General features: G+C 68.1%; 30 protein-coding genes. 15 read left to right on the forward strand and 15 right to left on the reverse strand.

The features are described from left to right. Nucleotides 1–2 precede the first annotated feature (2 nt). From hemW to rph, 3 genes are read right to left on the reverse strand one after another with little or no spacing between them, the layout of a single operon-like run. The gene (hemW, locus tag MUB46_RS09900) at nt 3–1,181 is read right to left on the reverse strand and encodes a radical SAM family heme chaperone HemW (RefSeq protein WP_261615740.1); all 1,179 of its coding nucleotides are present in this window, start codon (nt 1,179–1,181) and stop codon (nt 3–5) included. Further along, entirely contained in the window at nt 1,178–1,867 is a 690-nt protein-coding gene (gene rdgB / locus MUB46_RS09905; RefSeq protein WP_261615741.1) for an RdgB/HAM1 family non-canonical purine NTP pyrophosphatase, read from the reverse strand. Before rdgB ends, hemW begins: the two co-directional genes overlap by 4 nt. Next, nucleotides 1,864–2,577, reverse strand: coding sequence for a ribonuclease PH (gene rph, locus MUB46_RS09910; protein WP_261615742.1), 714 nt, complete (start codon nt 2,575–2,577; stop codon nt 1,864–1,866). The genes rdgB and rph overlap by 4 nt, the downstream gene beginning before the upstream one ends. A gap of 163 nt (nt 2,578–2,740) precedes the next feature. Between rph and hrcA the strand changes: the two genes are divergently transcribed. From hrcA to MUB46_RS09930, 4 genes are all read left to right on the forward strand, one after another. Then, nucleotides 2,741–3,844 (forward strand): heat-inducible transcriptional repressor HrcA, encoded by a 1,104-nt coding sequence (hrcA, locus tag MUB46_RS09915; protein ID WP_261615743.1) that lies wholly within the window; start codon nt 2,741–2,743, stop codon nt 3,842–3,844. A gap of 104 nt (nt 3,845–3,948) precedes the next feature. After that, nucleotides 3,949–4,635 (forward strand): nucleotide exchange factor GrpE, encoded by a 687-nt coding sequence (gene grpE / locus MUB46_RS09920; protein WP_261615744.1) that lies wholly within the window; start codon nt 3,949–3,951, stop codon nt 4,633–4,635. A 78-nt stretch (nt 4,636–4,713) separates the two neighbouring features. Then, nucleotides 4,714–4,899, forward strand: a complete 186-nt coding sequence (locus tag MUB46_RS09925) for a hypothetical protein (RefSeq protein WP_261615745.1) — start codon at nt 4,714–4,716, stop codon at nt 4,897–4,899. A 201-nt stretch (nt 4,900–5,100) separates the two neighbouring features. Next, on the forward strand, nt 5,101–5,592 hold the full coding sequence (locus MUB46_RS09930) for a PRC-barrel domain-containing protein (protein WP_261615746.1): 492 nt from the start codon (nt 5,101–5,103) through the stop codon (nt 5,590–5,592). Here MUB46_RS09930 and MUB46_RS09935 read toward each other — a convergent pair. Continuing rightward, complete coding sequence (locus MUB46_RS09935; protein ID WP_261616049.1) at nt 5,589–6,203, reverse strand: alpha-ketoglutarate-dependent dioxygenase AlkB family protein; 615 nt, start codon at nt 6,201–6,203, stop codon at nt 5,589–5,591. The two genes, MUB46_RS09930 and MUB46_RS09935, sit on opposite strands and share 4 nt — an antisense overlap. Nucleotides 6,204–6,231: 28 nt before the next feature. Continuing rightward, nucleotides 6,232–7,647: a pyridoxal phosphate-dependent decarboxylase family protein gene (locus MUB46_RS09940; RefSeq protein ID WP_261615747.1), complete on the reverse strand. Its 1,416-nt coding sequence runs from the start codon at nt 7,645–7,647 to the stop codon at nt 6,232–6,234. A gap of 271 nt (nt 7,648–7,918) precedes the next feature. Between MUB46_RS09940 and dnaK the strand changes: the two genes are divergently transcribed. The 8 genes from dnaK (at nt 7,919) to MUB46_RS09980 (ending at nt 15,250) form a co-directional block, all read left to right on the forward strand. Next, complete coding sequence (gene dnaK / locus MUB46_RS09945; protein WP_261615748.1) at nt 7,919–9,838, forward strand: molecular chaperone DnaK; 1,920 nt, start codon at nt 7,919–7,921, stop codon at nt 9,836–9,838. A gap of 154 nt (nt 9,839–9,992) precedes the next feature. Further along, nucleotides 9,993–11,123: a molecular chaperone DnaJ gene (gene dnaJ / locus MUB46_RS09950; protein WP_261615749.1), complete on the forward strand. Its 1,131-nt coding sequence runs from the start codon at nt 9,993–9,995 to the stop codon at nt 11,121–11,123. Between the two features lie 60 nt (nt 11,124–11,183). After that, nucleotides 11,184–11,777, forward strand: a complete 594-nt coding sequence (locus MUB46_RS09955) for a class I SAM-dependent methyltransferase (RefSeq protein ID WP_261615750.1) — start codon at nt 11,184–11,186, stop codon at nt 11,775–11,777. 80 nt (nt 11,778–11,857) lie between these two features. Further along, entirely contained in the window at nt 11,858–12,445 is a 588-nt protein-coding gene (locus tag MUB46_RS09960; protein WP_261615751.1) for an NADPH-dependent FMN reductase, read from the forward strand. Nucleotides 12,446–12,589: 144 nt separating this feature from the next. Further along, nucleotides 12,590–13,285 (forward strand): orotidine-5'-phosphate decarboxylase, encoded by a 696-nt coding sequence (gene pyrF / locus MUB46_RS09965; RefSeq protein WP_261616050.1) that lies wholly within the window; start codon nt 12,590–12,592, stop codon nt 13,283–13,285. Between the two features lie 57 nt (nt 13,286–13,342). Beyond that, nucleotides 13,343–13,648 carry a DUF1330 domain-containing protein gene (locus MUB46_RS09970; RefSeq protein ID WP_261615752.1) on the forward strand — a complete coding sequence of 102 codons (306 nt, stop codon included), beginning with the start codon at nt 13,343–13,345 and terminating at the stop codon, nt 13,646–13,648. A gap of 164 nt (nt 13,649–13,812) precedes the next feature. Beyond that, entirely contained in the window at nt 13,813–14,616 is an 804-nt protein-coding gene (dapB, locus tag MUB46_RS09975; RefSeq protein ID WP_261616051.1) for a 4-hydroxy-tetrahydrodipicolinate reductase, read from the forward strand. A 13-nt stretch (nt 14,617–14,629) separates the two neighbouring features. Beyond that, the gene (locus MUB46_RS09980; RefSeq protein ID WP_261615753.1) at nt 14,630–15,250 is read left to right on the forward strand and encodes a 2,3-bisphosphoglycerate-dependent phosphoglycerate mutase; all 621 of its coding nucleotides are present in this window, start codon (nt 14,630–14,632) and stop codon (nt 15,248–15,250) included. Nucleotides 15,251–15,309: 59 nt separating this feature from the next. On the opposite strand, the gene MUB46_RS09985 is transcribed toward MUB46_RS09980, so the two are convergent. Together MUB46_RS09985 and MUB46_RS09990 are read right to left on the reverse strand one after the other, a co-directional pair. After that, nucleotides 15,310–16,206, reverse strand: coding sequence for a methylated-DNA--[protein]-cysteine S-methyltransferase (locus MUB46_RS09985; RefSeq protein ID WP_261615754.1), 897 nt, complete (start codon nt 16,204–16,206; stop codon nt 15,310–15,312). 137 nt (nt 16,207–16,343) lie between these two features. Continuing rightward, a complete protein-coding gene (locus MUB46_RS09990) occupies nt 16,344–16,841 on the reverse strand; it encodes a DUF2244 domain-containing protein (RefSeq protein WP_261615755.1) in 498 nt (165 codons plus the stop codon). A 21-nt stretch (nt 16,842–16,862) separates the two neighbouring features. Between MUB46_RS09990 and nth the strand changes: the two genes are divergently transcribed. Beyond that, nucleotides 16,863–17,621 carry an endonuclease III gene (gene nth, locus MUB46_RS09995; RefSeq protein WP_261615756.1) on the forward strand — a complete coding sequence of 253 codons (759 nt, stop codon included), beginning with the start codon at nt 16,863–16,865 and terminating at the stop codon, nt 17,619–17,621. 30 nt (nt 17,622–17,651) lie between these two features. Here nth and MUB46_RS10000 read toward each other — a convergent pair whose 3' ends face one another. Beyond that, on the reverse strand, nt 17,652–18,338 hold the full coding sequence (locus tag MUB46_RS10000) for a sulfate transporter family protein (protein WP_261615757.1): 687 nt from the start codon (nt 18,336–18,338) through the stop codon (nt 17,652–17,654). Between the two features lie 244 nt (nt 18,339–18,582). On the opposite strand from MUB46_RS10000, the gene MUB46_RS10005 reads away from it, so the two are divergent. Together MUB46_RS10005 and MUB46_RS10010 are read left to right on the forward strand one after the other, a co-directional pair. Beyond that, on the forward strand, nt 18,583–19,584 hold the full coding sequence (locus tag MUB46_RS10005) for an adenosine kinase (protein ID WP_261615758.1): 1,002 nt from the start codon (nt 18,583–18,585) through the stop codon (nt 19,582–19,584). Nucleotides 19,585–19,724: 140 nt separating this feature from the next. Next, entirely contained in the window at nt 19,725–20,702 is a 978-nt protein-coding gene (locus MUB46_RS10010; protein WP_261615759.1) for a linear amide C-N hydrolase, read from the forward strand. A 79-nt stretch (nt 20,703–20,781) separates the two neighbouring features. Here MUB46_RS10010 and coaA read toward each other — a convergent pair whose 3' ends face one another. The 7 genes from coaA to hisB are packed head-to-tail and all read right to left on the reverse strand — an operon-like array spanning nt 20,782 to nt 25,438. Beyond that, nucleotides 20,782–21,771, reverse strand: coding sequence for a type I pantothenate kinase (coaA, locus tag MUB46_RS10015; protein ID WP_261615760.1), 990 nt, complete (start codon nt 21,769–21,771; stop codon nt 20,782–20,784). Then, nucleotides 21,768–22,094, reverse strand: a complete 327-nt coding sequence (locus MUB46_RS10020) for a phosphoribosyl-ATP diphosphatase (RefSeq protein ID WP_261615761.1) — start codon at nt 22,092–22,094, stop codon at nt 21,768–21,770. Before MUB46_RS10020 ends, coaA begins: the two co-directional genes overlap by 4 nt. Before the next feature lie 25 nt (nt 22,095–22,119). Then, on the reverse strand, nt 22,120–22,896 hold the full coding sequence (gene hisF, locus MUB46_RS10025) for an imidazole glycerol phosphate synthase subunit HisF (protein ID WP_261615762.1): 777 nt from the start codon (nt 22,894–22,896) through the stop codon (nt 22,120–22,122). Beyond that, nucleotides 22,896–23,636 (reverse strand): 1-(5-phosphoribosyl)-5-[(5-phosphoribosylamino)methylideneamino]imidazole-4-carboxamide isomerase, encoded by a 741-nt coding sequence (hisA, locus tag MUB46_RS10030; protein ID WP_261615763.1) that lies wholly within the window; start codon nt 23,634–23,636, stop codon nt 22,896–22,898. Before hisA ends, hisF begins: the two co-directional genes overlap by 1 nt. A 10-nt stretch (nt 23,637–23,646) precedes the next feature. Next, complete coding sequence (hisH, locus tag MUB46_RS10035; protein ID WP_261615764.1) at nt 23,647–24,297, reverse strand: imidazole glycerol phosphate synthase subunit HisH; 651 nt, start codon at nt 24,295–24,297, stop codon at nt 23,647–23,649. 21 nt (nt 24,298–24,318) lie between these two features. Beyond that, a complete protein-coding gene (locus MUB46_RS10040; protein WP_261615765.1) occupies nt 24,319–24,807 on the reverse strand; it encodes a DUF2628 domain-containing protein in 489 nt (162 codons plus the stop codon). Nucleotides 24,808–24,841: 34 nt separating this feature from the next. Beyond that, nucleotides 24,842–25,438, reverse strand: coding sequence for an imidazoleglycerol-phosphate dehydratase HisB (hisB, locus tag MUB46_RS10045; protein WP_261615766.1), 597 nt, complete (start codon nt 25,436–25,438; stop codon nt 24,842–24,844). Nucleotides 25,439–25,490: the final 52 nt, after the last annotated feature.

The raw sequence follows: 25,490 nt of genomic DNA on the forward strand, positions 1-25,490 counted from the left end.
GGCTAGGCCGCCAGATCGGCGACCACGGCGTTGAGGACGGCGAAGCCCGCGGGCGTGGCCCGCAGGCGATGGCCGGGCAGCTCCTCGAGCAGGCCGTAATCGACGAGATCGGCGATGCGGTTCGGATTGAACGGCTTGCCGGCGAGAACCCGGTAGCGGTCGACGTTGACGCCGTCGATCAGCCGCAGCCCCATGACGAGGAATTCGTCGGCCACCTCGGCGGGGGTGAGCGGGGTCTTGTCCTCGATGCCGTGACCGTGCGCCTCGACGGCGGCGCGCCAGGCTTCCGGCGACCGGATGGTCGACACCGCGCTGCGGCCCATGTCGAGATTGAGCCGGCCGTGCGCGCCGGGGCCGACGCCGGCCCATTCGCCACCGCGCCAGTAGACCAGATTGTGCCGGCACTCGGCGCCGGGGCGGGCGTGGTTGGAAATCTCGTAGGCCGGCAGGCCGCGCGCCGCGGTCGTCTCCAGCGTCACGTCGTAGAGGCCGCGGGCGGCATCGTCCTCGGGCACGACCAGCCGGCCCCTGGCCTGCAGCGCGGCGAACGGCGTCTCCGGCTCGATGGTGAGCTGGTAGAGCGACAGGTGCTCGCCGGCGAAGCCGCAGGCCTCGTCCAGCTCCTCCCGCCATTGCGCCTCGGTCTGGCCGGGACGGGCATAGATCATGTCGAAGGAGACGCGCTCGAAGGTCGAGCGAGCGACCTCCAGCGCGGCCAGCGCCTCGGCGCGGTCGTGCAGACGGCCGAGGAATTTGAGGACGTCGTCCCGGAGCGCCTGGACGCCGAGCGAGACCCGATTGACGCCGGCCTGGCGATAGGCGCGGAATCGGCCGGCCTCGACGCTCGTCGGGTTGGCCTCCAGCGTGACCTCGACGTCGTCGGCCACCGGCCAGCGCGCCGCGATCGCCTCGAGCACCGTCGCGACGGTCTCGGGCGCCATCAGCGACGGCGTGCCGCCGCCGAAGAAGACCGAGCCGACCGTGCGCCCCGGCGCCAGCGTCGCCATGTGGGCGATCTCGGTGGAAAGCGCCCGGGCATAGGGCGTCTGATCGATGCCGCGGCGGACATGGGAATTGAAGTCGCAATAGGGGCACTTGGCCGCGCAGAACGGCCAGTGAACGTAGACGCCGAACCGTCCCTCCTCGTCCAGCATCCCGTATGCGCGGCCCGGTTCGATCATCCGTTGTCCGTATCGATATGCGCCTCGACCAGCGTGGCGAAGGCGCGGGCGCGATGCGACAGCGGCGGGTTGTCGGGATCGTCCGCCTTGCCGCCGTGCTTTTCCTGCGCGCTCATCTCACCGAAGGTCCGGTCGAAACCGTCGGGCAGGAACATCGGATCGTAGCCGAAGCCCTGCGTCCCGCGCGGCGGCCACACCAGCGTGCCCTCGACCTCGCCGCGCACCGTTTCAATATGGCCATCCGGCCAGGCGATCGCCAGTGCGGCGACGAAGCGGGCGGTCCGTGCGTCGGGGCCGGTCGCGCCCTTCTTCTGCAACTCCTCCTCGACATTGCGCATGGCGCGGGCGAAATCGCGGTCGGCGCCGGCCCAGCGGGCCGAATGGATGCCCGGCGCCCCGTCGAGCGCGTCGACGGCGAGGCCGGAGTCATCGGCGAGCGCCGGCAGGCCCGAGGCCTCCGCGGCGGCGCGGGCCTTGAGGATCGCGTTGTCCTCGAAGGTGGCCCCGGTCTCCTCCGGCTCCGGCAGGCTGAGCTCGCCCGCCGACACGGTATCGAAGCCGAAGGGCGCCAGCAGCTCGCGGATCTCCCTGAGCTTGCCGGCGTTGTGGGTCGCGACCACGAGCCGGCCCGGTTCGAGGCGCCGGGGTTCGGGGCGCCGAGGTTCGGGGCGGGCAGGATCGCTCATGCGATCGCCATCTTCTGCAGGTCGACCAGGCGGGAAACGCCGCCGCGGGCCAGCGTCAGCAGGCGCAGCAGCTCGTCCTCGCTGAACGGCGCGCCCTCGGCGCTCGCCTGCACCTCGACGAGGTTGCCCGAGCCGGTGATGACGAAATTGGCGTCGGTGCCGGCTTCGGAATCCTCGGGGTAATCGAGGTCGAGCACCGGGGTGCCGGCATAGATGCCGCAGGAGACGGCGGCGACGTGATCGACCAGCGGGGACTCCTGCACCATGTCGCGCGCCTGCATCCAGCGGACGCATTCGTGCAGCGCCACCCAGCCGCCGGTGATCGCGGCGGTGCGGGTGCCGCCGTCGGCCTGCAGCACGTCACAATCGACGGTGATCTGGCGCTCGCCGAGCTTGACGAGATCGGTGACGGCGCGCAGCGAACGGCCGATCAGGCGCTGGATCTCGAGGGTGCGGCCGCCCTGCCGGCCGGAGGCGGCCTCGCGGCGCATGCGCTCGCCGGTGGCGCGCGGCAGCATGCCGTATTCCGCCGTCACCCAGCCGCGCCCCGCCCCGCGCAGCCAGCCGGGCACCTTGTCCTCGAGGCTAGCCATGCACAGGACCTCGGTGTCGCCGAACCGCACGAGGCAGGAGCCCTCGGCGTGGCGCGACACACCGCGCTCGATTCGGACGGGACGCAGTTCGTCGGGGGCGCGTTTGGACGGTCGCATTCATCTCTCCAATGGGGGAACATCGACCGGGCGGCCGTAAGCGGCCCGGATCGCCGGCTTTCTAACCGCTTCGCCGCCCGTTCGCCACCCCGTTCGCCGCCAGGCCCAGGCCTGCATGCCCGCCTTGACGCTCGTCCCTCCCGACCGCACATAATGAGCCATCATGAACGATATTCGCCCAAGCGGCACACGCGCCCCGGAAGCGGGGCTCAGCAAATCGGGGCTCGCCGAGCTCAACGCGCGCTCGCGCGAGATCTTCCGCCGCATCGTCGAAGCCTATCTGGAGACCGGCGAACCGATCGGCTCGCGCAACATCGCACGCGCGCTGCAGCTGTCGCTGTCGCCGGCGTCGGTGCGCAACGTGATGAGCGACCTCGAGGTGCTCGGCCTGATCTACGCGCCGCATACCAGCGCGGGCCGGCTGCCGACGGAACTGGGCCTGCGCTTCTTCGTCGACGCGCTGCTCGAGGTGGGCGACCTGTCGCCGAACGAACGCCAGTCGATCGAGGCCCGGTTCGGGCCGCAGCCGCAGCAGCGCTCCATGGAAGGCGTGCTCGACCAGGCCTCGAGCCTGCTGTCGGGCCTGTCGCGCGGCGCCGGACTGGTGCTCACCAGCAAGACCGACATGCGCATCCGCCACATCGAATTCGTGCGGCTGGAGCCGCGACGGGTGCTTATCATCCTGGTCGGCGACGACGGATCGGTGGAAAACCGCGTCGTCGAGATCGACGAGGACATTCCGCCGTCGGCGCTGGTGGAGGCGGGCAACTACCTGAACGCGCGCCTGCAGGGCCGCACGCTGACGGAAGTGCGCGAGGAGATCGCCCGCACGCGCTCCGCGCTGGAAGCCGAGCTCGACACCCTGAGCGCGCGCGTGGTCGAGGCCGGGCTCGCCACTTGGTCGGGGGTGGCCGACGACCGGCCGCGCACGCTGATCGTCCGCGGCCAGGCCAATCTGCTCGAAGACCTGCACGCGCTAGAGGATCTCGAACGCATCCGCGTGCTGTTCGACGATCTGGAGAAGAAGAACGACATCATCGAGCTGCTCGGCCATGCCGAGCGAGCGGACGGGGTGCGCATCTTCATCGGCTCGGAGAACAAGCTGTTCTCGCTGTCCGGCTCCTCGGTGGTGGCCGCGCCCTATCGCGACGCCAACGACAAGATCGTCGGCGTGCTCGGCGTCATCGGCCCGACCCGGATCAACTACGCGCGCATCGTGCCGGTGGTCGACTACACCGCGCAGCTCGTCAGCCGCCTGCTCGACTAGCGGCGTCCTCGACCCTTTCAACGGTTGATTTTTCCGCCTCGAGCCCTGATATCGGGGCCGACCCATTCATGGAATGCACAGATTCCGCCTTGTCCGAGGACAATATGAGCGACGAAACCAGACAGACCGCCGCCGCGAACGAGGCCACCGAGGCCGAGAACCGGGCCACCGAGAACCGGGCCGACGGGACGCCAGCTACCGAGATGCCGAACGCCAAGATGTCAGACGGTGGGGCGACCGCGCCGGAGCCCGATCCGATCGAGACGCTGAAGACCGAGAACGCCGACCTGCGCGACCGGCTGTTGCGCACGGTCGCCGAGATGGAGAACCTGCGCAAGCGCGCCGAGCGCGAAGTCCGGGAAGCCGGGCAATACGCGATTTCGCGCTTCGCCCACGACCTGCTCGGCGTCGGCGACAACATGCGCCGGGCGCTTGAGGCCGTCGGCGGAGAGGCCCGCGAGGCCGCCGACAGCGTGCTGATCGGCCTGCTCGACGGCGTCGAGATGACCGAGCGCGAGCTGTTGAAGACGCTGGAGAAGCACGGCGTCACCCGCATCGCGCCTCAGGGCGAGAGGTTCGATCCGAACTTCCACCAGGCGATGTTCGAGGTGCCGGACGAGAGCGTGCCGTCGGGCACCGTCGTGCAGGTGGTGCAGTCGGGCTACAAGATCGGCGAGCGCTGCCTGCGGCCGGCGATGGTCGGCGTGTCCAAGGGCGGCCCGAAGGCGGCGAAGCCGGAATCCGCCGAAACCGCGCCGGACGGCCCGCCGCAGGTCGACAAGACGGCCTGATCCAGCCGGACCGGTTGCGGCAACGGAACCGATCCGGACCCATCGCGTTGGCTCGGACACAACCCGAACGAGGGAGTGATGAGCCAACGACATCCGCCGTCCGAACCGCAGATCCGGGAAACCGCCGAACAGGCCCGGCAGGGCCGTCCGGGCCGGCCCGTCGGGGTGGTGCTCGTCGTCTCGACGGCGCTGGCAGCCGCCCTGCTCGCCATCCTGCTGGTCTATTTCGCCGCCGGCGCGGACGCCGCCACGCTACTCCTGTGACCCGACCACAGGCCTTCGCGGCGCACGGGCTCGCCCGAAACGATCCGGAATCGGGCGACACGGTGCCGATCCCGGGGTCTTTTCATGATCGGCGATCACATTCGCCGTAACACAGCGCGCCGGGCGCGATCCGGCCACAAAGACGGCACCTCTTGAGCGGGCGGGCGCGTTCAACCGCGCGAGAGAAAAGAGGAGACCGTCATGACCACATCCAGGATCCTGCCTGCCCTCGTCCTGGCGACGACGCTTGGCGCCGCAAGTGCGCTGGCGACGGCCAGCGCCAACGCCCAGACGAGCGAACCATCAGGCGAACCGTTGGGCGCCCCGGCGGGCGAACTCACCCCCAACCAGGCCATCGAACAGCAGGTCGAGCGCAATACGCTCGGCGAGGCGGCCGCCACCGCCCGGTCGCAAGCCTCGGGCGAAGCACCGGTCGGCTCGGGCGCCACGATCGAATGGATCGGCAGCCCGATCGCGGCGATCGACGGCACCGAGGTCGGCACCGTCAGCGACGTGATCGTCGACGGCAACGGCGCGGTCACCAAGGTGCGGGCCCGCGTCGGCGGCATCTTCGGCCTGTTCTCCCGCGAGGTGGCGATCCCCGCCGAGCGCATCATCCTCGAACAGAACGGCATTCTTGTCGCTGAAATGTCGGTCGAGGAAATCCGACAGGCGCGGCCGGCCAGCAGCTAGGGTCTGGTGACCCGCCGCAGGGTGAGATTGATGCGGCCGCCGCCGGGCAGCCAGTCGCCGAACAGCGTCGAGGAGCCGGCAAGGATGCGGTCGACGCCGTGATAGGCGAGACGGCTGTCGCCGCCGAGCACTACCGCGTCGCCCGACTCAAGCTTCACCGAGCGGGTCGGCCCCTTGCGCGTCGTCCCGCCGACCCGGAAGACGGCGGTGTCGCCGAGAGACAGCGACAGGACGGGGGCGGCGAAATCCTCCTCGTCCTCGTCGCGATGCAGACCCATCTTCGCCGCCGGCCGGTAGTGGTTGACGAGGCAGGCCTCGGGGGGATGGGGATAGGCGGACAGCAATCGCCAGGCTTCCAGCAGCATGTCCGGCATCGGCGGCCACGGCCGGTCGGTCTCGGGATGGCTCGCCTGATAGCGATAGCCGCCTTCCCTGTCGGAAACCCAGCCCAGCGGGCCGCAATTGGTCATGGCGACGGAAAACGGCTTGCCGGTACGCGGCATCCTCGGGGTGAAGAACGGGGCCTCGGCGACGATGCCGCGCAGGGCGGCGACAAGGTCGTGCTGCGCCGACCGGTCGAGGAAACCCGGCACATAGCGGCAGCCGGGCATAATCTCGACCGCCTCGGGAACTTTGGCCTCAGACAAGCGACTTGGCGACATCACGAATGTGATCCCAGGCCTCCAGCACGTGGCGGCGTTCCGTCAGCAGATTGCCGACCGACACCCGCACCGCGACGCGGCCGTCGACCAGCGTCCGGGTCAGATAGGTGAAGCCAGTCTCGTTGACGGTCGCGATCAGACGGTCGTTCAGCGTGTCCAGCGCCGCGCCGTCGCGCCCCTCGGGCGTCAGCCGGAAGGCAACCAGGGCAAGGCTGCGCGGCGCGGCGAGCGCGAAGCCCGGTTCGGCGGCGATCAACCCTTCCAGCTCCTCAGCCCAGGCGACATGGCGGCGGATCATGTCGCGGATCGCCTCCATCCCGTAGCTGCGCAGCGCGAACCACAGCTTCAGCGCCCGAAAGCGGCGGCCGAGCGGGATCGTCCAGTCGCGGTATTCCGGCCCGGCGCCGCTGCCGTCGGAGACCAGATAGGCCGGCAGGATCGACAGCGCCTTCCTGAGCACCTGCGGATCCTTCACGAAATGGGCCGAGCAGTCGAAATTGACGCCCATCCACTTGTGCGGATTGAAGACGAGGGAATCGGCCAGCTCGATGCCGTCGCCGAGCGCGCGGAACTCCGGGCAGACCAGCGCCGATCCGGCCCAGGCGGCGTCGACATGCAGATAGACGCCGTGGCGGGCGGCGATCGCGGCGACTTCGCGGACCGGATCGACGGCGCCGATGCCGGTCGCGCCGACGGAGGCGACGACGGCGGCGGGCAGACGGCCCTCGGCCCTGTCCAGCGTCATCATCTCGTCGAGCGCGTCCGGCTTCATGCGGAAATCGGCGTCGGTCGCGACGCGGCGCAGGCCGATGTCACCGTAGCCGGCGATCCGGGCGGCCTTGTCGATGGAGGAATGGGCCTCCGCCGAGGCGTAGACGGTCAATGCCGGCTTGTCCGACAGGCCGTCGGTGTTTCCGGACCATTGAAGCGCCTTTTCCCGCGCGGCCAGCAGGGCGCAGAGCGTCGCGGTGGAGGCGGAATCCTGGATCGTGCCCTTGAATGCGTCCGGCAGGCCGATTGCCTTGCCGAGCCAGGCCATGGTGACGGCCTCCAGCTCGTTGGCGGCCGGCGACGTCTCCCACAGCATCGCCTGCTGGCCCAGCCCCGCGGCGAGGACCTCGCCGAGCACCGCCGGCGGACTGATATTGGCGGGAAAATACGCGAAAAAGCGCGGATGCGCCCAGTTCGTTAGGCCCGGATCGAGAATGCGGTCGAAATCTGCGAGGATCCGGTCGAATCCCTCGCCCGTCTCGGGCGCCTCGGCGGGCAGCGCGGCGACGATATCGCCGGGTTTCGCCCTGGAGCGGACCGGGCGGTCCTCGATGCCGTCCCAGTAGTCGGCGATGCGATCGATCAGGGCGTGACCGAGGCGGCGGAATTCGTCGGTGTCCATGTCGGCTCCATTCGCGGGGCGTGCCGCCGCCATCCTGTTGAACCGATCGGCGGCGTCAACCCGGTTCGCTGCGGCCTCAAACATACGCCTGCCGCCTTGCGGCGCAGTGGCCGTCTCCTTATATCAGCGCCGAACACGTCCTCGCGTCCCCCGCGGGGCAAACACCATTGTTCGTTGGGGGCCGTTCCGTGACCCCGTTCATCGGGAAGACCGGATCAGGGGTGCCTCGCAATGAGGGCTCCAGCGGCCTGCCGGAAAGAGAGGTTCGAAAATGGGTAAGGTCATCGGTATCGACCTCGGCACCACCAATTCGTGCGTCGCCGTGATGGAAGGGTCGAATCCCAAGGTTATCGAAAATGCCGAAGGCGCGCGCACCACGCCTTCGATGGTCGCCTTCACCGAGGACGGTGAGCGGCTCGTCGGCCAGCCGGCCAAGCGCCAGGCGGTCACCAATCCGGAAAACACCTTCTTCGCCATCAAGCGTCTCATCGGTCGCACCTACGACGACCCGATGACCGAGAAGGACAAGGGCCTGGTGCCCTACGAGATCGTCAGGGCCGAGAACGGCGACGCGTGGGTCGAGAGCCGCGGCGAGAAGTACTCTCCCTCGCAGATCTCCGCCTTCATCCTGCAGAAGATGAAGGAAACGGCCGAGGCCTTCGTGGGAAGCAAGGTCGAGCAGGCCGTCATCACGGTTCCCGCCTACTTCAACGACGCCCAGCGCCAGGCCACCAAGGACGCCGGCAAGATCGCCGGCCTAGAGGTGCTGCGCATCATCAACGAGCCGACCGCGGCCGCGCTCGCCTACGGGCTCGACAAGAAGGACGGCAAGACCATCGCGGTCTACGACCTCGGCGGCGGCACCTTCGACGTGTCGGTGCTGGAGATCGGCGACGGCGTGTTCGAGGTGAAGTCGACCAACGGCGACACCTTCCTCGGCGGCGAGGACTTCGACATGCGCCTCGTCGGCTACCTGGCCGATGAGTTCAAGAAGGAACAGGGCATCGACCTGCGCAACGACAAGCTGGCGCTGCAGCGGCTGAAAGAGGCCGCCGAGAAAGCCAAGATCGAGCTGTCGAGCGCGACGCAGACCGAGATCAACCTGCCGTTCATCACCGCTGACCAGTCCGGTCCGAAGCATCTGACCATGAAGCTCACCCGCGCCAAGTTCGAGGCGCTGGTCGACGATCTGGTGCAGAAGACCGTCGCACCGTGCAAGGCGGCGCTGAAGGATGCCGGGCTGTCGGCCGGCGAAATCGACGAAGTGGTCCTGGTCGGCGGCATGACCCGCATGCCCAAGGTCCATGAAGTCGTGAAGCAGTTCTTCGGCAAGGAGCCGCACAAGGGCGTCAACCCGGACGAGGTCGTCGCCATCGGCGCGGCGATCCAGGCCGGCGTGCTGCAGGGCGACGTAAAGGACGTGCTGCTGCTCGACGTGACGCCGCTGTCGCTCGGCATCGAGACGCTGGGCGGCGTGTTCACGCGCCTCATCGACCGCAACACCACGATCCCGACCAAGAAGAGCCAGATCTTCTCGACGGCGGAGGACAACCAGACCGCCGTGACGATCCGCGTCTTCCAGGGCGAGCGCGAGATGGCGGCCGACAACAAGCTGCTCGGCCAGTTCGATCTCGTCGGCATCCCGCCGGCGCCGCGCGGCATGCCGCAGGTCGAGGTGGCCTTCGACATCGACGCCAACGGCATCGTCAACGTGTCGGCCAAGGACAAGGCGACGGCGAAGGAGCAGCAGATCCGCATCCAGGCGTCCGGCGGCCTCTCCGACGCCGACATCGAGCAGATGGTCAAGGACGCCGAGGCGCACGCCGACGAAGACAAGAAGCGGCGCGCGCTCGTCGAGGCCAAGAACCAGGCCGAGGCGCTGGTGCATTCGACCGAGAAGCAGCTCGAGGAGTTCGGCGACAAGGTGCCGGAGTCCGACAAGAGCACCATCGAAGCGGCCGTTGCCGACCTGAAGTCGGCGATGGAGGGCGACGATCCGGAGGCGATCAACGCCAAGGCGCAGGCCGTGGCCGAGGCGGCGATGAAGCTGGGCGAGGCGATGTATGCCGCCTCGCAGGCCGAAGCCGAAGGCGCTGCCGAGGGTGGCGCCGAGGCGACATCCGCCGACGAGGATGTGGTCGACGCCGACTTCGAGGAAGTGAAGGACGACGACGAAAAGAAGTCGGCCTGACGAAAAAGCGACTGAAGGATTGGCCCTCGTTCGTCGAGACGTGTAACGCTCGCCGGATCGGGGGCCGTCCCGTTTAAAGACCAGTGAACCGGCGGGCGGGGTGCCCTGAAGACCGTGCCGCCGGGGCACAAACCGAGCCGCAAGACCAGAATCCATGTCCAAGCGCGACTTTTACGAGGTATTGGGCTGTAGCCAGTCGTCTACGGACGCAGAGCTGAAGAGCGCATTCCGCAAGCTGGCGATGAAGTTTCACCCGGACAAGAACCCGGGCGACGCCGAATCCGAGCACAAGTTCAAGGAAATCAACGAGGCCTACGAGGCGCTGCGCGATCCGCAGAAGCGGGCGGCCTACGACCAGTTCGGCCACGCCGCCTTCGACGGCATGGCCGGGCAGCACGGCTTCGGCTCGGATTTCGCCTCGTCGATGTCGTCGATCTTCGACGACCTGTTCGGCGACTTCGTGGGCGGGGGCCGCGGACGCGGACGCTCCGGGCGCGGACGCGGCGCCGATCTGCGCTACAACATGGAAATCACGCTGGAGGAATCGTTCTCCGGCAAGGCCGCGCAGATCCGCGTGCCCACCAGCATCACCTGCGAGACCTGTTCGGGCTCCGGCGCCAAGCCGGGCACCAGCCCGACGACCTGCACCACCTGCGGCGGCGCCGGGCGCGTCAGGGCGAGCCAGGGCTTCTTCGCCATCGAACGCACCTGCCCGCATTGCCAGGGCCGCGGCGAGATCATCGAGGATCCCTGCGCCGATTGCGGCGGGGCGGGGCGGGTCACGCGCGAGCGCAACCTGTCGGTCAACATCCCAGCCGGCGTCGAGGACGGCACCCGCATCCGGCTCGCCGGAGAGGGCGAGGCGGGCGTGCGCGGCGGACCGGCCGGCGACCTCTACATCTTCCTGTCGGTGAAGCCGCACGAGATCTTCCAGCGCGACGGCGCCGACCTGTTCTGCCGGGTGCCGATCTCGATCACGACGGCGGCGCTGGGCGGCGACATCGAGGTGCCGACGATCGACGGCGGGCGCAGCAAGGTCAAGGTGCCGGCCGGCACCCAGACCGGCAAGCAGTTCCGCCTCAAGGCCAAGGGCATGCCGGTGCTGCGCAGCCCGCAGCACGGCGACCTCTATATCCAGGCCGTGGTCGAGACCCCGGTCAACCTGACCCGGCGCCAGCGCGAGCTTCTGGAGGAATTCGAGCAGGTTTCCTCCGAAACGACAAATCCGGAATCCTCGGGTTTCTTCGCCAAGGTGAAGGAGTTCTGGGACGATCTGAGCGGCTGATCCGGACCGCACTGCTTATGCGCGCCGCAACTTTGAGTCTGTAACAGGAGCCGGCCAGACATGTTCTCAGGCAATTCCGAAACCCGCAAACGGACGATCCTCGACGAGTTGATCTTCCTGCGCGAGTGGGCGGGGAATCCGCTGCGCACCGGGGCGGTGAGCCCGAGCGGGCGCTGGCTCGCGCGCGCGATGGCGGCGGAAGTCGATGCCAACGACGAGGGGCCGGTCATCGAGCTCGGTCCCGGCACCGGTGTCTTTACCAAGGCCCTGATCGATCACGGCGTGAAGCCGGAGCGGCTGACGCTGATCGAGTACAACGCCGATTTCTGCCGGCTTCTGGCCAAGCGGTTTCCCGGCGTGACCATCATCCAGGGCGACGCCTACGCGCTGAAGAGCCATCTCGACGCGCATGCCATCACCGGGCTGTCGGCGGTCATCACCGGCCTGCCGCTGCTGAACCGGCCGATGGAACAGCGCATCGCGCTGATCGAGGCCGGCATCAACGCGCTCAAGCCCGGCATGCCGCTCGTCCAGTTCACCTACGGGCTGCAGGCGCCGGTTCCCGCCCAGGTCGGCAAATTCGACACGCGCCGCGGCCGCCGCGTTCTGATGAACCTGCCGCCGGCGACCACCTGGATCTATTCGCGGGACTGATCGTTTCCTTCTGGACTGGTAGCACGCCGGCGGCGCCCTAGGTCGCCGGTTGCACCGCTGTTTTCGCAAGGAGATTTCCCGTGACCCGCCCCGCCATCCTCGTCTTCGCCGGAAGCATCCGTACCGGCTCGATCAACGAGAAGCTTGCCGTCCGCGCGGTCGAGGCGATCGAGCAGGCCGGCGGCGCCGTCACGCATATCTCGCTCGCCGACTATCCGATGCCGATCTACAACGGCGATCTCGAGGAAAACGAGGGCGTTCCCGAGACCGCCACGCGTCTGGCGGAGACAATGATCGCGAGCCAGGGCATCTTCATCGTCGCGCCGGAATACAACGGCGGCATCACACCGCTGTTGAAGAACACGATCGACTGGGTGTCGCGGCCGAAGACGACGGACCACCGGCCGGGCCCGTTCAAGGGCCGCGTCTTTGCGCTGGGGGCGGTCTCCAACGGCCAGTTCGGCGGCTATCGCGGCCTGCTACAGCTGCGCCATTCGCTGGAGAACGCGCTGGGCACCCTGATGGTGCCGGAAATGATCTCTGTGCCCGCCGCCAACACCGCCTTCGACGAGTCCGGCAATCTCGTCGCCGAGCGACCCGCGAAGATGCTGACAACGGTCGCAGAGCGGCTCGTGTCGATGGCGAAGACCTTCGCCGCGCCGGTCTAGGTCGCGTTCGGCGTTCCGGCGCATTGACAGGCGGCGTCGCGGCATCCAAAACCGCTTGGCGCCAGCCCGTTCCATTGCATGGCGGGTCGTTTCCGTGACCTCGCCCCTTACCCTGACGAGGAGCAGCCCATGACGTCCGAGACCATCGCCGCGCGCGACCGGCTGATCGTCGGGCTCGATCTGTCTTCGCAGGCGGAAGCGGAACGGATGGTCGCGACGCTCGGAGACGCGGTCGGCTTCTACAAGATCGGCATGCAGCTGAGCTTCTCCGCGGGCCTGGGGTTTGCCCGCGAGCTCGTGCAATCGGGCAAGCGCGTCTTCCTCGACATGAAGCTGCTCGACATTCCCAATACCGTCGCCCACGCGGTCGAGGCCATCGCCGACATGGGCGTTACCTTCACGACGATCCATGCCTATCCGCAGGCGATGCGCGCGGCGGTCGCCGGGCGCGGCGGGTCCGGGCTGAAACTCCTCGGCGTCACGGTGCTGACCAGCCTCGACGACACGGACCTCGTCGAGACGGGCTATGCCAGCGGCGTCGGCGACCTGGTGCTGCGCCGCGCGGCGCAGGCGGCCGATATCGGCATGGACGGACTGATCTGTTCGCCCGTCGAAGTCGCGGCGATCCGCGCGACGACCGGCAACGCGCTCGAGCTGATCACGCCGGGCATCCGGCCGGCGGGTGCCGACCACGGCGACCAGAAGCGGGCGGCGACGCCGGCGAGCGCCGTTCGCAACGGTGCCGACCGTCTCGTCGTGGCGCGTCCGGTAATCCAGGCGGAGGACCCGCGCGCGGCGGCGGAGCGGATCGTCGCCGAAATCGAATCGGTAACGAAATAGAGTCGTAGACGAAACGACCGGCAAGGAGAGTCAATCCGACCGCAGGGAGAGCGAACCATGGTCAAGGGATACTGGGTAGCCCACGTCACCGTCCAAGACCCGGAGCGCTACGAGCGCTACAAGGCGGCCAATGCGGCGGCCTTCAAGAAATATGGCGGCCGCTTCCTGGTGCGCGCCGGCCAGTCCCGGTCGATGCTCGGCGCGCTGAAGGACCGGCACGTCGTCATCGAATTCCCGAGCTACCAGGCCGCCCTCGACTGCTACGACTCGCCGGAATACCAGTTCGCCATCGCGGAACGGGGCGAGGCCGGCGACATCGATCTCGCCATCGTCGAGGGTTACGACGGCGACCAGCCGGCCTGAGCCGAACCAGGGCCTGCATCCAACCCGGGACGGAAACGACCTTTTCCCGCGTCCGCGGCCTTGCGGGCGCGGTCCCGCCTGCTATACCGGCTCCATGACACGGCACCCCTTATAGGGGGCCCCTGACACGGACGTGTCGAAACCGGGAGTATCGGATGTCCGACATGCGGTTGATCGTCACCGGCGCCAGCGGGCGCATGGGGCGGGAGCTGATCCGTACGGTCGTCGAGACCGACGGCGCGGTGCTCGTCGGCGCGATCGAACGCGACGGCGCGGCCGAGATCGGCGCCGATGCAGGCGAGCTGGCCGGCATCGGCCATCTCGGCGTCCCCGTCACCGACGACGCACTGCCGGTGTTCGCGCGGGCCGACGGCGTCATCGACTTCACCGTGCCGGTGGCTACGGTGGCCTTCGCCGAACTGGCCGCCCAGGCGCGCATCGCCCATATCGTCGGCACGACCGGCCTGAGCGAGGACGACGACGCCAAGCTGGCCGCCGCCGCCCGCCATGCCGCCGTGGTCCGCTCGGGCAACATGAGCCTCGGCGTCAACCTGCTGGCGGCGCTGGCGAAAAAGGTCGCCGCCGCGCTCGATCCCGACTTCGACATCGAGATCGTGGAAATGCACCACCGCAACAAGGTCGACGCGCCGTCCGGCACGGCGTTGATGCTGGGCGAGGCCGCGGCCGAGGGCCGCGAGGTGGCCCTCGACCAGCACGCGGTGTGGACCCGTCACGGCCAGACCGGCGCGCGCAAGCGCGGCGACATCGGCTTCCAGGCGCTCAGGGGCGGCACCGTCGTCGGCGAGCACACGGTGATCTTCGCCGGCCCGCACGAGCGTATCGAGCTCAGCCACCGGGCCGAGGACCGGGGCATCTTCTCGCGCGGCGCGATCAAGGCCGTGCTGTGGGCGCGCGGCCGCAAGCCGGGCCTCTATTCCATGGCCGACGTGCTCGGCCTTTCCGACTAGACTGGAGTAACGAATGGACCGCCTTCTCGCGCTCGTCCGCCACGGGCAGAGCGACTGGAACCTGAAGAACCTGTTCACCGGCTGGGAGAACGTCGGCCTGACCGAGAAGGGCATCGCGGAAGCGCATGCGGCCGGCAAGATGCTCAAGGCCGCCGGCCTGACCTTCGACGTCGCCTTCACCAGCGCGCTGACGCGGGCGCAGCACACGCTCGACATCATCCTCGACGAGATGGCGCTGACATCGATCCCGATCATCCGCGACGAGGCGTTGAACGAGCGCGACTACGGCGACCTGACCGGGCTGAACAAGGACGACGCACGGGCGAAGTGGGGCGAGGAACAGGTGCATATCTGGCGCCGGTCCTACGACGTCTCCCCGCCCGGCGGCGAGAGCCTGAAGGACACCGTCGCCCGCACCCTGCCCTATTACGTGTCGGAGATTCAGCCGCGCGTGCTGCGCGGCGAACGAGTCCTGGTCGCCGCACACGGCAACTCGCTGCGCTCGATCGTCATGGTGCTCGAGCGGCACAGCCGCGACACCATCGTCAAGCGCGAGATCGCGACCGGCGAGCCGATCGTCTACCGGCTGGCCGCGGATTCGACCGTCGCCGAGACGCTCGATCTGACGGCGTGAGATCTTCGGCCCGCGCGTTCCCGCACAAGCGGCGATGCGCGGCTGAGGCGCCAGGGCCTTTAGATATCCGCGCCCGCCAGCCCGGCTTCCCAGCCGAGGATCGCGCGTTTGCGCGTCAGGCCCCAGTGATAGCCGCACAGGGAGCCGGATTTGCCGAGCACCCGGTGGCAGGGCACCACGAATGAGATCGGGTTGCGGCCCACCGCCGACCCGACCGCGCGGGCGGCGGTCGGCTTGCCGAGCGTTTCGGCGATGTCGGAATAGGTGGTGGCGCGGCCGAGCGGGATGCGCAGCAACGTCTCCCAGACCCGGATCTCGAAATCGGTGCCGATGAAGACCACGCGCAGCGGATCGTCCGGGCGCCACAGGTCGGGATGGAACACGCGCCTGGCGTAATCGGCGGTCGCGGCGGCATCCTCGTGGAAATTCGCCCTGGGCCAGCGCGCCGTCATGTCGGCAAGAACGCGGGCGCGGTCCGCCTTGTCGTCGGCGAAGCCAATGCCGGCGAGGCCACGCGGCGTCGCCATCACCAGCGCGTCGCCAAAGGGCGAGGGATGGAAGCCCCAGGCGATGTCGAGGCCGGCGCCGCGGGCGGCATATTCGCCGGGGCTCATCGCCTCGTGGCTGACGAACAGATCGTGCAGGCGTCCCGGGCCCGACAGGCCGACTTCGTAGCTCGCATCCAGCACGGAGGCGGAATCGCGCAGCAGGTCGCGCGCCGTGTCGAGCGTGATCGCCTGGACGAAGGCCTTCGGCGTCAGCCCGCACCAGCGGCGGAACAGCTTCTGCAACCGCGTCGGCTCCATGCCGACATGCGCGGCCATGGTCTCCAGCGAGGGCTGATCGCGCCAGGTCTCGGTGATGAGCTCGACGGTACGGCGCACCGCGTCGTAGTCGGACGGGGTGGCGTTCAGCGGCTCGGCGGCAAGGGTGTTCGGATTCGTCATCATGGTCATCATAGCGCGCCTCCGGACTTCGGGTCGGCGCAAACTCTAGGCCCGCGGGACCCGGCGCGACACCCGATTCCGGATCGTCTTCGGAGCCGGCGACCGGAGACCGTCGGGCCGGCCCCGACAATGGCGCGGGACCGGAACTAGGCCGGCAATCCGCGGCGGGCGGTGGCCAGCGCCGCCGACAGCGCGGCGAGGAAATCGGCCTTTTCCGGCGGCGAAAGCCAATAGCCGATCTCGAGCTTGCTGCCGTGCGAGGTCAGCGACACGGTCTGCAGGTCGCCGTCATGGTCGCGGCCGACATCGATGCGCACCCAGTAGGGATTGAAGCGCCATTCGGCCATCGCCCCCTTCGCCGAGATGCGGCGCACCAGGAGTTCGGATTCGGTGATCCGGATCACCTCGCGGGCGCGCCCCGATATGTAATTGGCGCGGAACGCCAGGAAGATCAGCAGTACGTCGAGGCCGAAGAAGCCGAACACCGGCCAGGCGCCCATCGACAGGAAGACGAGGCCGGTGGCGAAGCTGACACCGCCGACGGCGGCCATGAAAATCAGGAACCCGCGCCGCGACAGCGAGCGGTGCGGAGCGATCACCGCGGAAAAGATCTCGCGGTCCGTTTCCGGATTGGCAGGGTTCATGGGCCCCAATATAGAGGATGAATGTCCAAGATTCAGCCCACACCGAAACGTCCCGCCCGGAAGACCGCCACCGGCACGGCAACGGCCCGGTCCGCCACCGCCAAGCCGGCCCCGCGCAAACGGACGGCGAAACGGCGCAAGACGCTGCTCACGCCCGAGGAGATCGACCGGCTGTTCGCGTCGCTGCAGAAGACCGATCCGGAACCCAAGAGCGAGCTCGAATACGTCAATCCGTTCACCCTGCTCGTCGCCGTGGTGCTGTCGGCGCAGGCCACCGACGCCGGCGTCAACAAGGCGACGCGGGCGCTGTTCGCCGAAGCCGACACGGCGCAGAAGATGGCGGCGCTCGGCGAGGACGCGGTACGCGAGCACATCAAGACGATCGGCCTGTTCCGCAACAAGGCCAAGAACGTCGTCGCCCTGTCGAAACGGCTGGTCGCGGAGACCGGCGGCGACGTGCCGCGCGACCGGGACTATCTGGAGACGCTGCCCGGCGTCGGGCGCAAGACCGCCAACGTGGTGCTCAACGTCGCCTACGGCGAGCCGACGATCGCCGTCGACACCCATATCTTCCGGGTCTCCAACCGCACTGGCCTGGCGCCGGGCAAGGATCCGCTGGAGGTGGAACGCGGCCTGGAAGCCGTGGTGCCGGACACGTACCGGCTCTACGCCCATCACTGGCTGATCCTGCACGGGCGCTACATCTGCAAGGCACGCAAGCCGGCCTGCGACCGCTGCGTGATCCGCGATATCTGCAAGTATCCCGACAAGACCGCCTGAGGCGGGGCGCAGACCGCCGAACGGGGCTGCCTAGACGGCCCCCTGCGCCGAAGTCCGCCCTTGCGCCGAAATCCGCTTGTGCAGCCGCACCATGAAGGCGGTGGCGAACAGCGGCGTGGCGAGGTTGACGATCGGGATCATCACGAACAGCGCGACGATGAGGCCGCCGCCGAAGACCTGGCCGGCATAGGCGCGGCGCAGCGTGCGGGCCTCGTCATAGGGGCGGAAGCGTAGCGCGGCGAGCTCGAAATATTCCCGGCCGAGCAGATAGGCGTTGACCAGCAGGAAGGCGACCAGGTTGATGCCCGGCAAGAGCAGGAGCACCAGCGCGATCAGGTTTGCCAGGATCACGACGCCGAAGAACTTCACCGAGCTGACCAGCACCTGCGGCAGCGGCAGCGGGCTGCCGACGGGATCGGACGGAAACGCCGTCCGCTCGACCTTCTCGGCGATCTCGTCGAGGAACAGGCCGGCGACCAGCGAGGAGACCGGGGCGACGAGGAACACCATCGCAACGACGAAGCCCGCGCCGGCGATGATATCGACCGTCGTCTCAGCCCAGCCCCAGGGCAGCGTGACGAAGTGGTTGAACACCCAGACAAGGATGATCCACAACGCGATCAGCCCGGCGAGCGTGAAGCCGAGGGTGCGCAGCAGGATCGCGCGGAACGGCTTCGACACGACGTCGGACAGCGCGGCAAACGCATCTGCGATCATCAGGCGGCCTTTCGGAAATTCCTTTGGCGAAGACAGGGCGACGACAGGGGCGACGACAAGGGCACGTCACCGCCTCGCGGACGTCCCTTGAGATAGGCGGGTGGGCGGCGATCCGCAACGAAGGCGTCGAAAAGGGTGGGCGAAATGGGAAATTTCCCTTGAAATATCGGGAGTTAACAGGGGTTGCCGCAGCGGGCTCACAGCTTATAGTGCACAGGCTCCACAACAGAGAACATTTCATATCATGGCCGAAACAAAATACGACGTCGTCGGCATCGGCAATGCCATCGTCGACGTGATCGCCCGCGCCGAGGACGATTTCCTCGTCAACGAGAAGCTCGTCAAAGGCTCGATGAACCTGATCGACGAGGCCCGCGCCGGTACGCTCTACAACGCCATGGGCGCGGCGACGGAGATGTCCGGCGGCTCCGGCGCCAACACCATCGCCGGTCTCGCCTCCTTCGGCGGCCGCGGCGCCTTCTTCGGCAAGGTCGCCCAGGACGGTCTCGGCCGGGTATTCAGCCACGACATCCGCGCGCTCGGCGTGCATTTCGAGACTCCGGCGCTCACCGCCGGGCCGTCGACGGCGCGCTGCCTGGTCATGGTGACGCCCGACGGCGAGCGGACCATGAACACCTTCCTCGGCGCCTGCCAGATGTTCGGGCCCGACGACGTCGACGCGGACGTGGTGGCGCAATCGAGCGTGCTCTACATGGAAGGCTACCTGTGGGACCCGCCGCAGGCCAAGAAGGCCTTCGTGCACGCCGCCGGCGTCGCCAAGCAGCACGGGCGCCAGGTGGCGCTGACACTGTCGGATTCCTTTTGCGTCGATCGCTATCGCGCCGAATTCCTCGACCTGATCCGTTCGGAGACCGTGACACTGCTGTTCGGCAACGAATCCGAGTTGCACGCGCTCTACGAGACCGCCGACTTCGACACCGCGCTGGCAGCGCTGGAGAAGGACTGCAGGTTCGCCGTGGTGACGCGTAGCGAGAAGGGCGCGGTGGTGCTGAAGGACGGCAAGCGCTTCGCGGTGCCGGCGGCGCCCGTCGAGCGCATCGTCGACCTGACCGGCGCCGGCGACCTGTTCGCCGCCGGGTTCCTGTTCGGCCTCGCCCGTGGCCAGGATCCGGAGACCTGCGCGAAGCTCGGCGGCCTCGCCGCGGCCGAGGTCATCAGCCATATCGGCGCGCGGCCGCAGGTGAGCCTGAAGGACCTGGCCGAACAGAACGGCCTGCCGGTCTAGGGCACGGCCCTGTCCGATCCGTGGCACGGTCCCGGGCCGGCGGCCCGGGACCGTGTCGATATCGATCGGCGCGGCAGGTGCCGTATCGTCTTTTCCCGCCAGGGTTTCTCAAGATCACGGCAGATCGGAGCGACTATCGAATGTGTACACGGGTTCTCTACGGAACGGGCGCCAACACCTTCCTGACCGGCCGGAACATGGACTGGAGCGACGTCCACATGCAGACGGACCTCTGGGCCTTTCCGCGCGGCATGGCCCGCGACGGCGGCACCGGGGACGGAACCGCGCGATGGACGTCTTCCTACGGCTCCGTCGTCGTCGCGATCTACAACCTCGCCACGTCCGACGGCCTGAACGAGGCCGGGCTCGCCGGCAATCTGCTCTATCTGGTCGAATCGGATTTCGGCGATCCGGCGACGCGCGACAAACCGACGATCTCCGTGGGCGCCTGGCTGCAATACATGCTCGACAGCTACGCCACCGTCGCCGAGGCGGTGGCGGGAATGCAGGACGACCCTCTGACGGTTATCTCGGCCGACGCGCCCAATGGAAAGCCGGCCACGGTCCATATCGCACTCTCCGACGCCTCAGGCGATTCGGCCATTTTCGAGTTCATCGACGGCGCGCTGACGATCCACCACAGCGCCGAGTACCGGGTGATGACCAACTCGCCGGTCTACGAGCAGCAGCTCGCCATCAATGCCTACTGGGACCTGATCGGCGGACAGCATTTCCTGCCAGGAACGATCAGCGCCGCCGACCGGTTCGCGCGGGCCAGCTACAATCTGAAATCAACGCCGCAATTCAAGGATCAGCGGGCCGCGCTGGCGGCGATCTTTTCGCAGATGCGGGCCGTCAGCACGCCGCTCGGCCTGAACGATCCGGAGAAGCCGAACATCGCGTCCACGCTCTGGCGCACCGTCATCGACCACGACGCCCGACGGTACTTCTTCGATTCTGTGATCAATCCGTCGGTGGTCTGGGTCGATCTCGACAAGATCGACCTGGCCGAGGGCGCGGCGCCGGCGCGACTGGCCTTCCAGGGCCTCGAGGATGCCGGCGGAAACATCTCCGACCGGCTGGTTCCCACCGAACCGTTCGAATTTCTCGTCCCCTGAGGCAGGGGTTTGCCGGCGGCAGGGCGCGCGTTCGGCCTGCCGCCCCGCCCACCGGTCCGGGTGACTGGTTAGGTCGACGTCACAGCTTTCTCAGCCACACTTCCTCGATCTGGTGGTTGCCGCCCTTCTTCAGGATCAGGTCGGCGCGCTGCCGGGTGGGCAGGATGTTGTCTTCCAGATTGAGCAGGTTGATGCGCCGCCAGATGTCGAGCGCCGTCTCCTCGGCCTTCTCGTCGGACAGCGTGGAATAGCGGTGGAAGTAGGCGCCGGGATCGCGGAAGGCGGTGCGGCGCAGCGTCATGAAGCGCTCGACGTACCAGCGCTCGACGGTCTCGGTGTCGGCGTCGATATAGACCGAGAAGTCGAAATAGTCGGAGACGAACGGCACCGCCTTGCCGTCCCTGGGCATGCGGCCGGGCTGCAGCACGTTGAGGCCCTCGACGATGAGGATGTCGGGCTGATCGACGACGACGACCTGGTCCGGCGGCAGCACGTCATAGGCGAAGTGCGAATAGAGCGGGGCCTCGACATTGCGCTCGCCGGCCTTGATCCGCGACAGGAAGTTCAACAGCGCGGCGACGTCGAAGCTCTCGGGAAAACCCTTGCGGTGCATCAGGTTGTCGCGCTCGAGCACCGCGTTGGGAAACAGGAACCCGTCGGTAGTGACGAGATCGACCTTGGGGGTGTTCGGCCAGCGGGTGAGCAGGGCCTGCAGCACGCGCGAGGTCGTCGACTTGCCGACCGCCACCGAGCCGGCGACGCCGATGATGTAGGGCACCTTGCCGTCCCTGGCGCCGAGGAAGTAGCGGGTCGCCTTGAACAGATCCTGGGTGGCGTGGACGTAGAGGCTCAAAAGCCGCGACAACGGCAGATAGATCTGGACGACGTCATCGATCGACAGGCGCTCGTTGAGACCGCGCAGCCGAAGCACCTCGGCCTCGGTCAGCGTCATCGGCGTGTCGGCGCGAAGCTCCGCCCATTCCTCGCGGGTGAAGATGCGATAGGGCGAAGGGACCCGGTCGTTTTCGGCCGGAACGTCGCCGGTAACTGCCAGGCTCTGCGGGTTCATGTGCCGCGTCTCGCCTTTTCCACGATGCCCGACGTGCCTTCGCGCCGGCCGAGCTCGGCGTAGATATCCTCGAGCTCCACATCGGCGGCGGCAAGCAGCACGACCAGATGATAGAGCACGTCGGCGGCCTCGGAGCAGATCGCCTGCTTGTCGCCGTCCATCGCGGCGATCACGGTCTCGACGGCCTCCTCGCCGAATTTCTTGGCACACTGGCCGACACCGCGATCGAGAAGCTTCGCGGTATAGGAGGTGCCCGGATCGGCCCCTTTTCGGGATTTCACGATCTCGGCGAGGTCGTCGATGCTCAGTCGCGCTACAGCCATGTCTTCTCGTTCCAGCCCGGTGACGCTAGGGATCGAGCCGCATCGGAATGCCGGCGGCGGCCATGTAGTCCTTCGCCTCGCGGATCGTATGCTCTCCGAAGTGAAAGATCGAGGCGGCGAGCACGGCGGTGGCGCCGCCGTCGCGGATGCCCTCGACCATGTGCTCCAGCGTGCCGACGCCGCCCGACGCGATGACCGGCACGTGGACGCGGTCGGCCACCGCCCGGGTCAGCGCGATGTCGTAGCCCGCCTTGGTGCCGTCGCGGTCCATGGAGGTGAGCAGAATCTCGCCGGCGCCCAGCGCGACAACCTCCTCGGCGAAGTCGAGCGCGTCGATGCCGGTCGGCTGGCGGCCGCCATGGGTGAAGATCTCCCAGCGCGGCGGCTGGTCGTCGGCGGAGACGCGCTTTGCGTCGATCGCCACCACGACGCACTGGCTGCCGAATTTCTCCGCCGCCGCCCTGACGAAGGCGCGATCCTTCACCGCGGCGGTGTTGATCGACACCTTGTCGGCGCCGGCGCGCAGCAGCACGCGGATATCGGCGACGGTGCGCACTCCACCGCCGACGGTCAGCGGCATGAAGCAATGCTCGGCGGTGCGGGTGACGACGTCGAGCAGGATGCCGCGGTCCTCGTGGCTCGCGGCGATGTCGAGGAAGCACAGCTCGTCGGCACCGGCCGCATCGTAGGCGATCGCCGCCTCGACCGGGTCGCCGGCATCGATCAGGTCGACGAACTGCACGCCCTTGACGACGCGGCCGTCCTTGACGTCGAGGCAGGGAATGACGCGGGCCTTCAGCATCAGGAGACCTTCCCGGCGGACTTGATCAGGGTCAGCGCCTCGGCCGGATCGAGCCGGCCGTCGTAAAGCGCACGGCCGGAGATCGCCCCTTCGAGGATGGCGCAGTCCGGCTGGAGCAGGCGCTTCACGTCGTCGATGGCGGCGAGCCCGCCCGACGCGATGACGGGAATGGACACCGAACGGGCCAGCTCCAGCGTCGACTCGATGTTCAGCCCGGTCAGGATGCCGTCGCGGTCGATGTCGGTGTAGACGATGGCGGCGACGCCGGCGTCCTCGAACTTCCGCGCCAGATCGACCGCGGTCATTTCCGACGTCTCCGCCCAGCCTTCCACCGCGACCCTGCCGGCGCGCGCGTCGATGCCGACGACGATGCGGCCGGGAAACGCCGCACAGGCATCGCGCACGAGGCCGGGATCGCGCACCGCCACCGTGCCGAGGATGACGCGGCGGATGCCCTTCTCCAGCCAGGCGGCGATGCCGGCCATGTCGCGGATGCCGCCGCCGAGCTGGATCGGCATGGAGACGGCCGCAATGATCGCCTCGACGGCGGGGCTGTTGACGCTCCTGCCCTCGAAGGCGCCGTTCAGGTCGACCACGTGCAGCCAGTCGAAGCCGGCGGTCTCGAAGTCGCGCGCCTGGGCGGCCGGATCGTCGTTGAAGACCGTGGCGGCGTCCATGTCGCCCTTGACGAGCCGCACGCAGCGCCCGTCCTTGAGGTCGATGGCGGGGAAAAGGATCATGAACCTGGCCTCACGGTGCCCATTTGAGGAAATTGCCGATCAGGGCCAGGCCGAGCTTCTGGCTTTTCTCGGGGTGGAACTGGGTGCCGGCGCGGTTCTCGCTGGCGACAAGCGCCGTGACCGGGCCGCCGTAATCGGCCTCGGCGACGATGGCGTCGCGGTCCTTCGCGGACAGGTGATAGGAGTGGACGAAATAGGCGTGGAGGCCGTCGTCCCCCGTCGCGATCCCCTCCAGCAGCGGGTGGTCGGACAGGACGCGCAGCGTGTTCCAGCCCATGTGCGGGATCTTGAGGCCCGGATCGGCGGGCTTGAGCCGCACCACGTCGCCGGAAATCCAGCCGAAGCCTTCCGCGACCTCGTGTTCGCGACCGAAATCGGCCATCAGCTGCATGCCGACGCAGATGCCGAGGAACGGCCGGCCCCTGTCGTCGACGGCCTCGACGAGCGCCTCGCGCAAGCCCGGGACCGCCTCGAGCCCGCGCTTGCAATCGGCGAAGGCGCCGACGCCGGGCAGGACGATGCGGTCGCAGACGCGCACCAGGTCCGGATCGTTGGTGACGCGGATCTCGGCGGCAAGGCCGGTTTCGCGGGCGGCGCGCTCGAAGGCCTTTTCGGCCGAGCGCAGGTTGCCGGAGCCGTAATCTAGGATGGCGACGCGCATGGGATCAGGTCGGACTACGCTTTACTCGGGTTGCGGAAACAGGCCGATGACCGGCCGATCGGTCGTGGATGCCGCCGGACGCGGGACCGGCGGCAGATGGGGCGCGGCGGAGCGCGACGGCGCGCGCGCGACCTTCAGCGCCAGGTAGCGGCGGAAGAAGGACTGCTCGGCCTCCTCGCGATCGCGGCCGGCGGCGATGCCGAGCATGCGCCAGCCCTTGCGGCCGAGGCTCCAGCGCCGGAGCACGTTCGCTTCCAGGGCGAACCAGAACGAGAACAGAAGGCTCGCCACCCCGACGATGAACGCCACCTCCTCCACCAGCTCGCCCAAGACGGCGAGGCCGGTGCTGATCGCCAGCCAGCCGAGCAGAACCCACCACATCCGGTGCCAGAGCAGCCAGAGCATCGGCACGAACAGCGCCGGCCAGCAGAACCCCTCCTTGACGAAGAGGATCCTGTCGGCGCTGTCGCCGTCGCCTTCCGGCGGTTCGTGGACGGTGTAGACCTTCATGGTACACCCTTGCGGACAGACGGACTTGTTGTCGCTACAGGCTGCCCTTGGTGGACGGCACCCGGGCGCCCTCGCGCGGATCGATGGCGATCGCCGCGCGCAGCGCGCGGGCGAGCCCCTTGAAGCAGCTCTCGGCGATATGATGGCTGTTGTCGCCGTAGAAGCACTCCACGTGCAGCGTGATGCCGGCGTTCATGGCGAAGGCCTGGAACCACTCGCGGAACAGCTCGGTATCCATGTCGCCGACCTTCGGCGCGGGAAACGCGACGCGCCAGACCAGGAACGGCCGGCCCGACACGTCGACCGACACGCGGCTCAGGCACTCGTCCATCGGCAGATGGGCGGTGGCGTAGCGGGTAATGCCGCGGCGCTCGCCGAGCGCCTGGCGCACCGCCTGGCCGAGCACGATGCCGACATCCTCGGTGGTGTGGTGCATGTCTACATGCAGGTCGCCCTTGGCGACGACCGTCATGTCGATCAGGCCGTGGCGCGCGAGCAGCTCGAGCATATGGTCGAGGAAGCCGATGCCGGTCGCAATGTCCGACTTGCCCTCGCCGTCCAGGTTGACCGAGACCGTTACATCGGTCTCGGCGGTCTTGCGCGCGATTTCCGCGCTACGCGCCTCGCTCATCAGCTCGACTTCCGATAAGGATTTGACAGAAGGGGCCTTTTATCAGGCGATC

It is taken from the genome of Microbaculum marinisediminis (genome assembly GCF_025397915.1).
GTDB classification, from domain to species: domain Bacteria; phylum Pseudomonadota; class Alphaproteobacteria; order Rhizobiales; family Tepidamorphaceae; genus Microbaculum; species Microbaculum marinisediminis.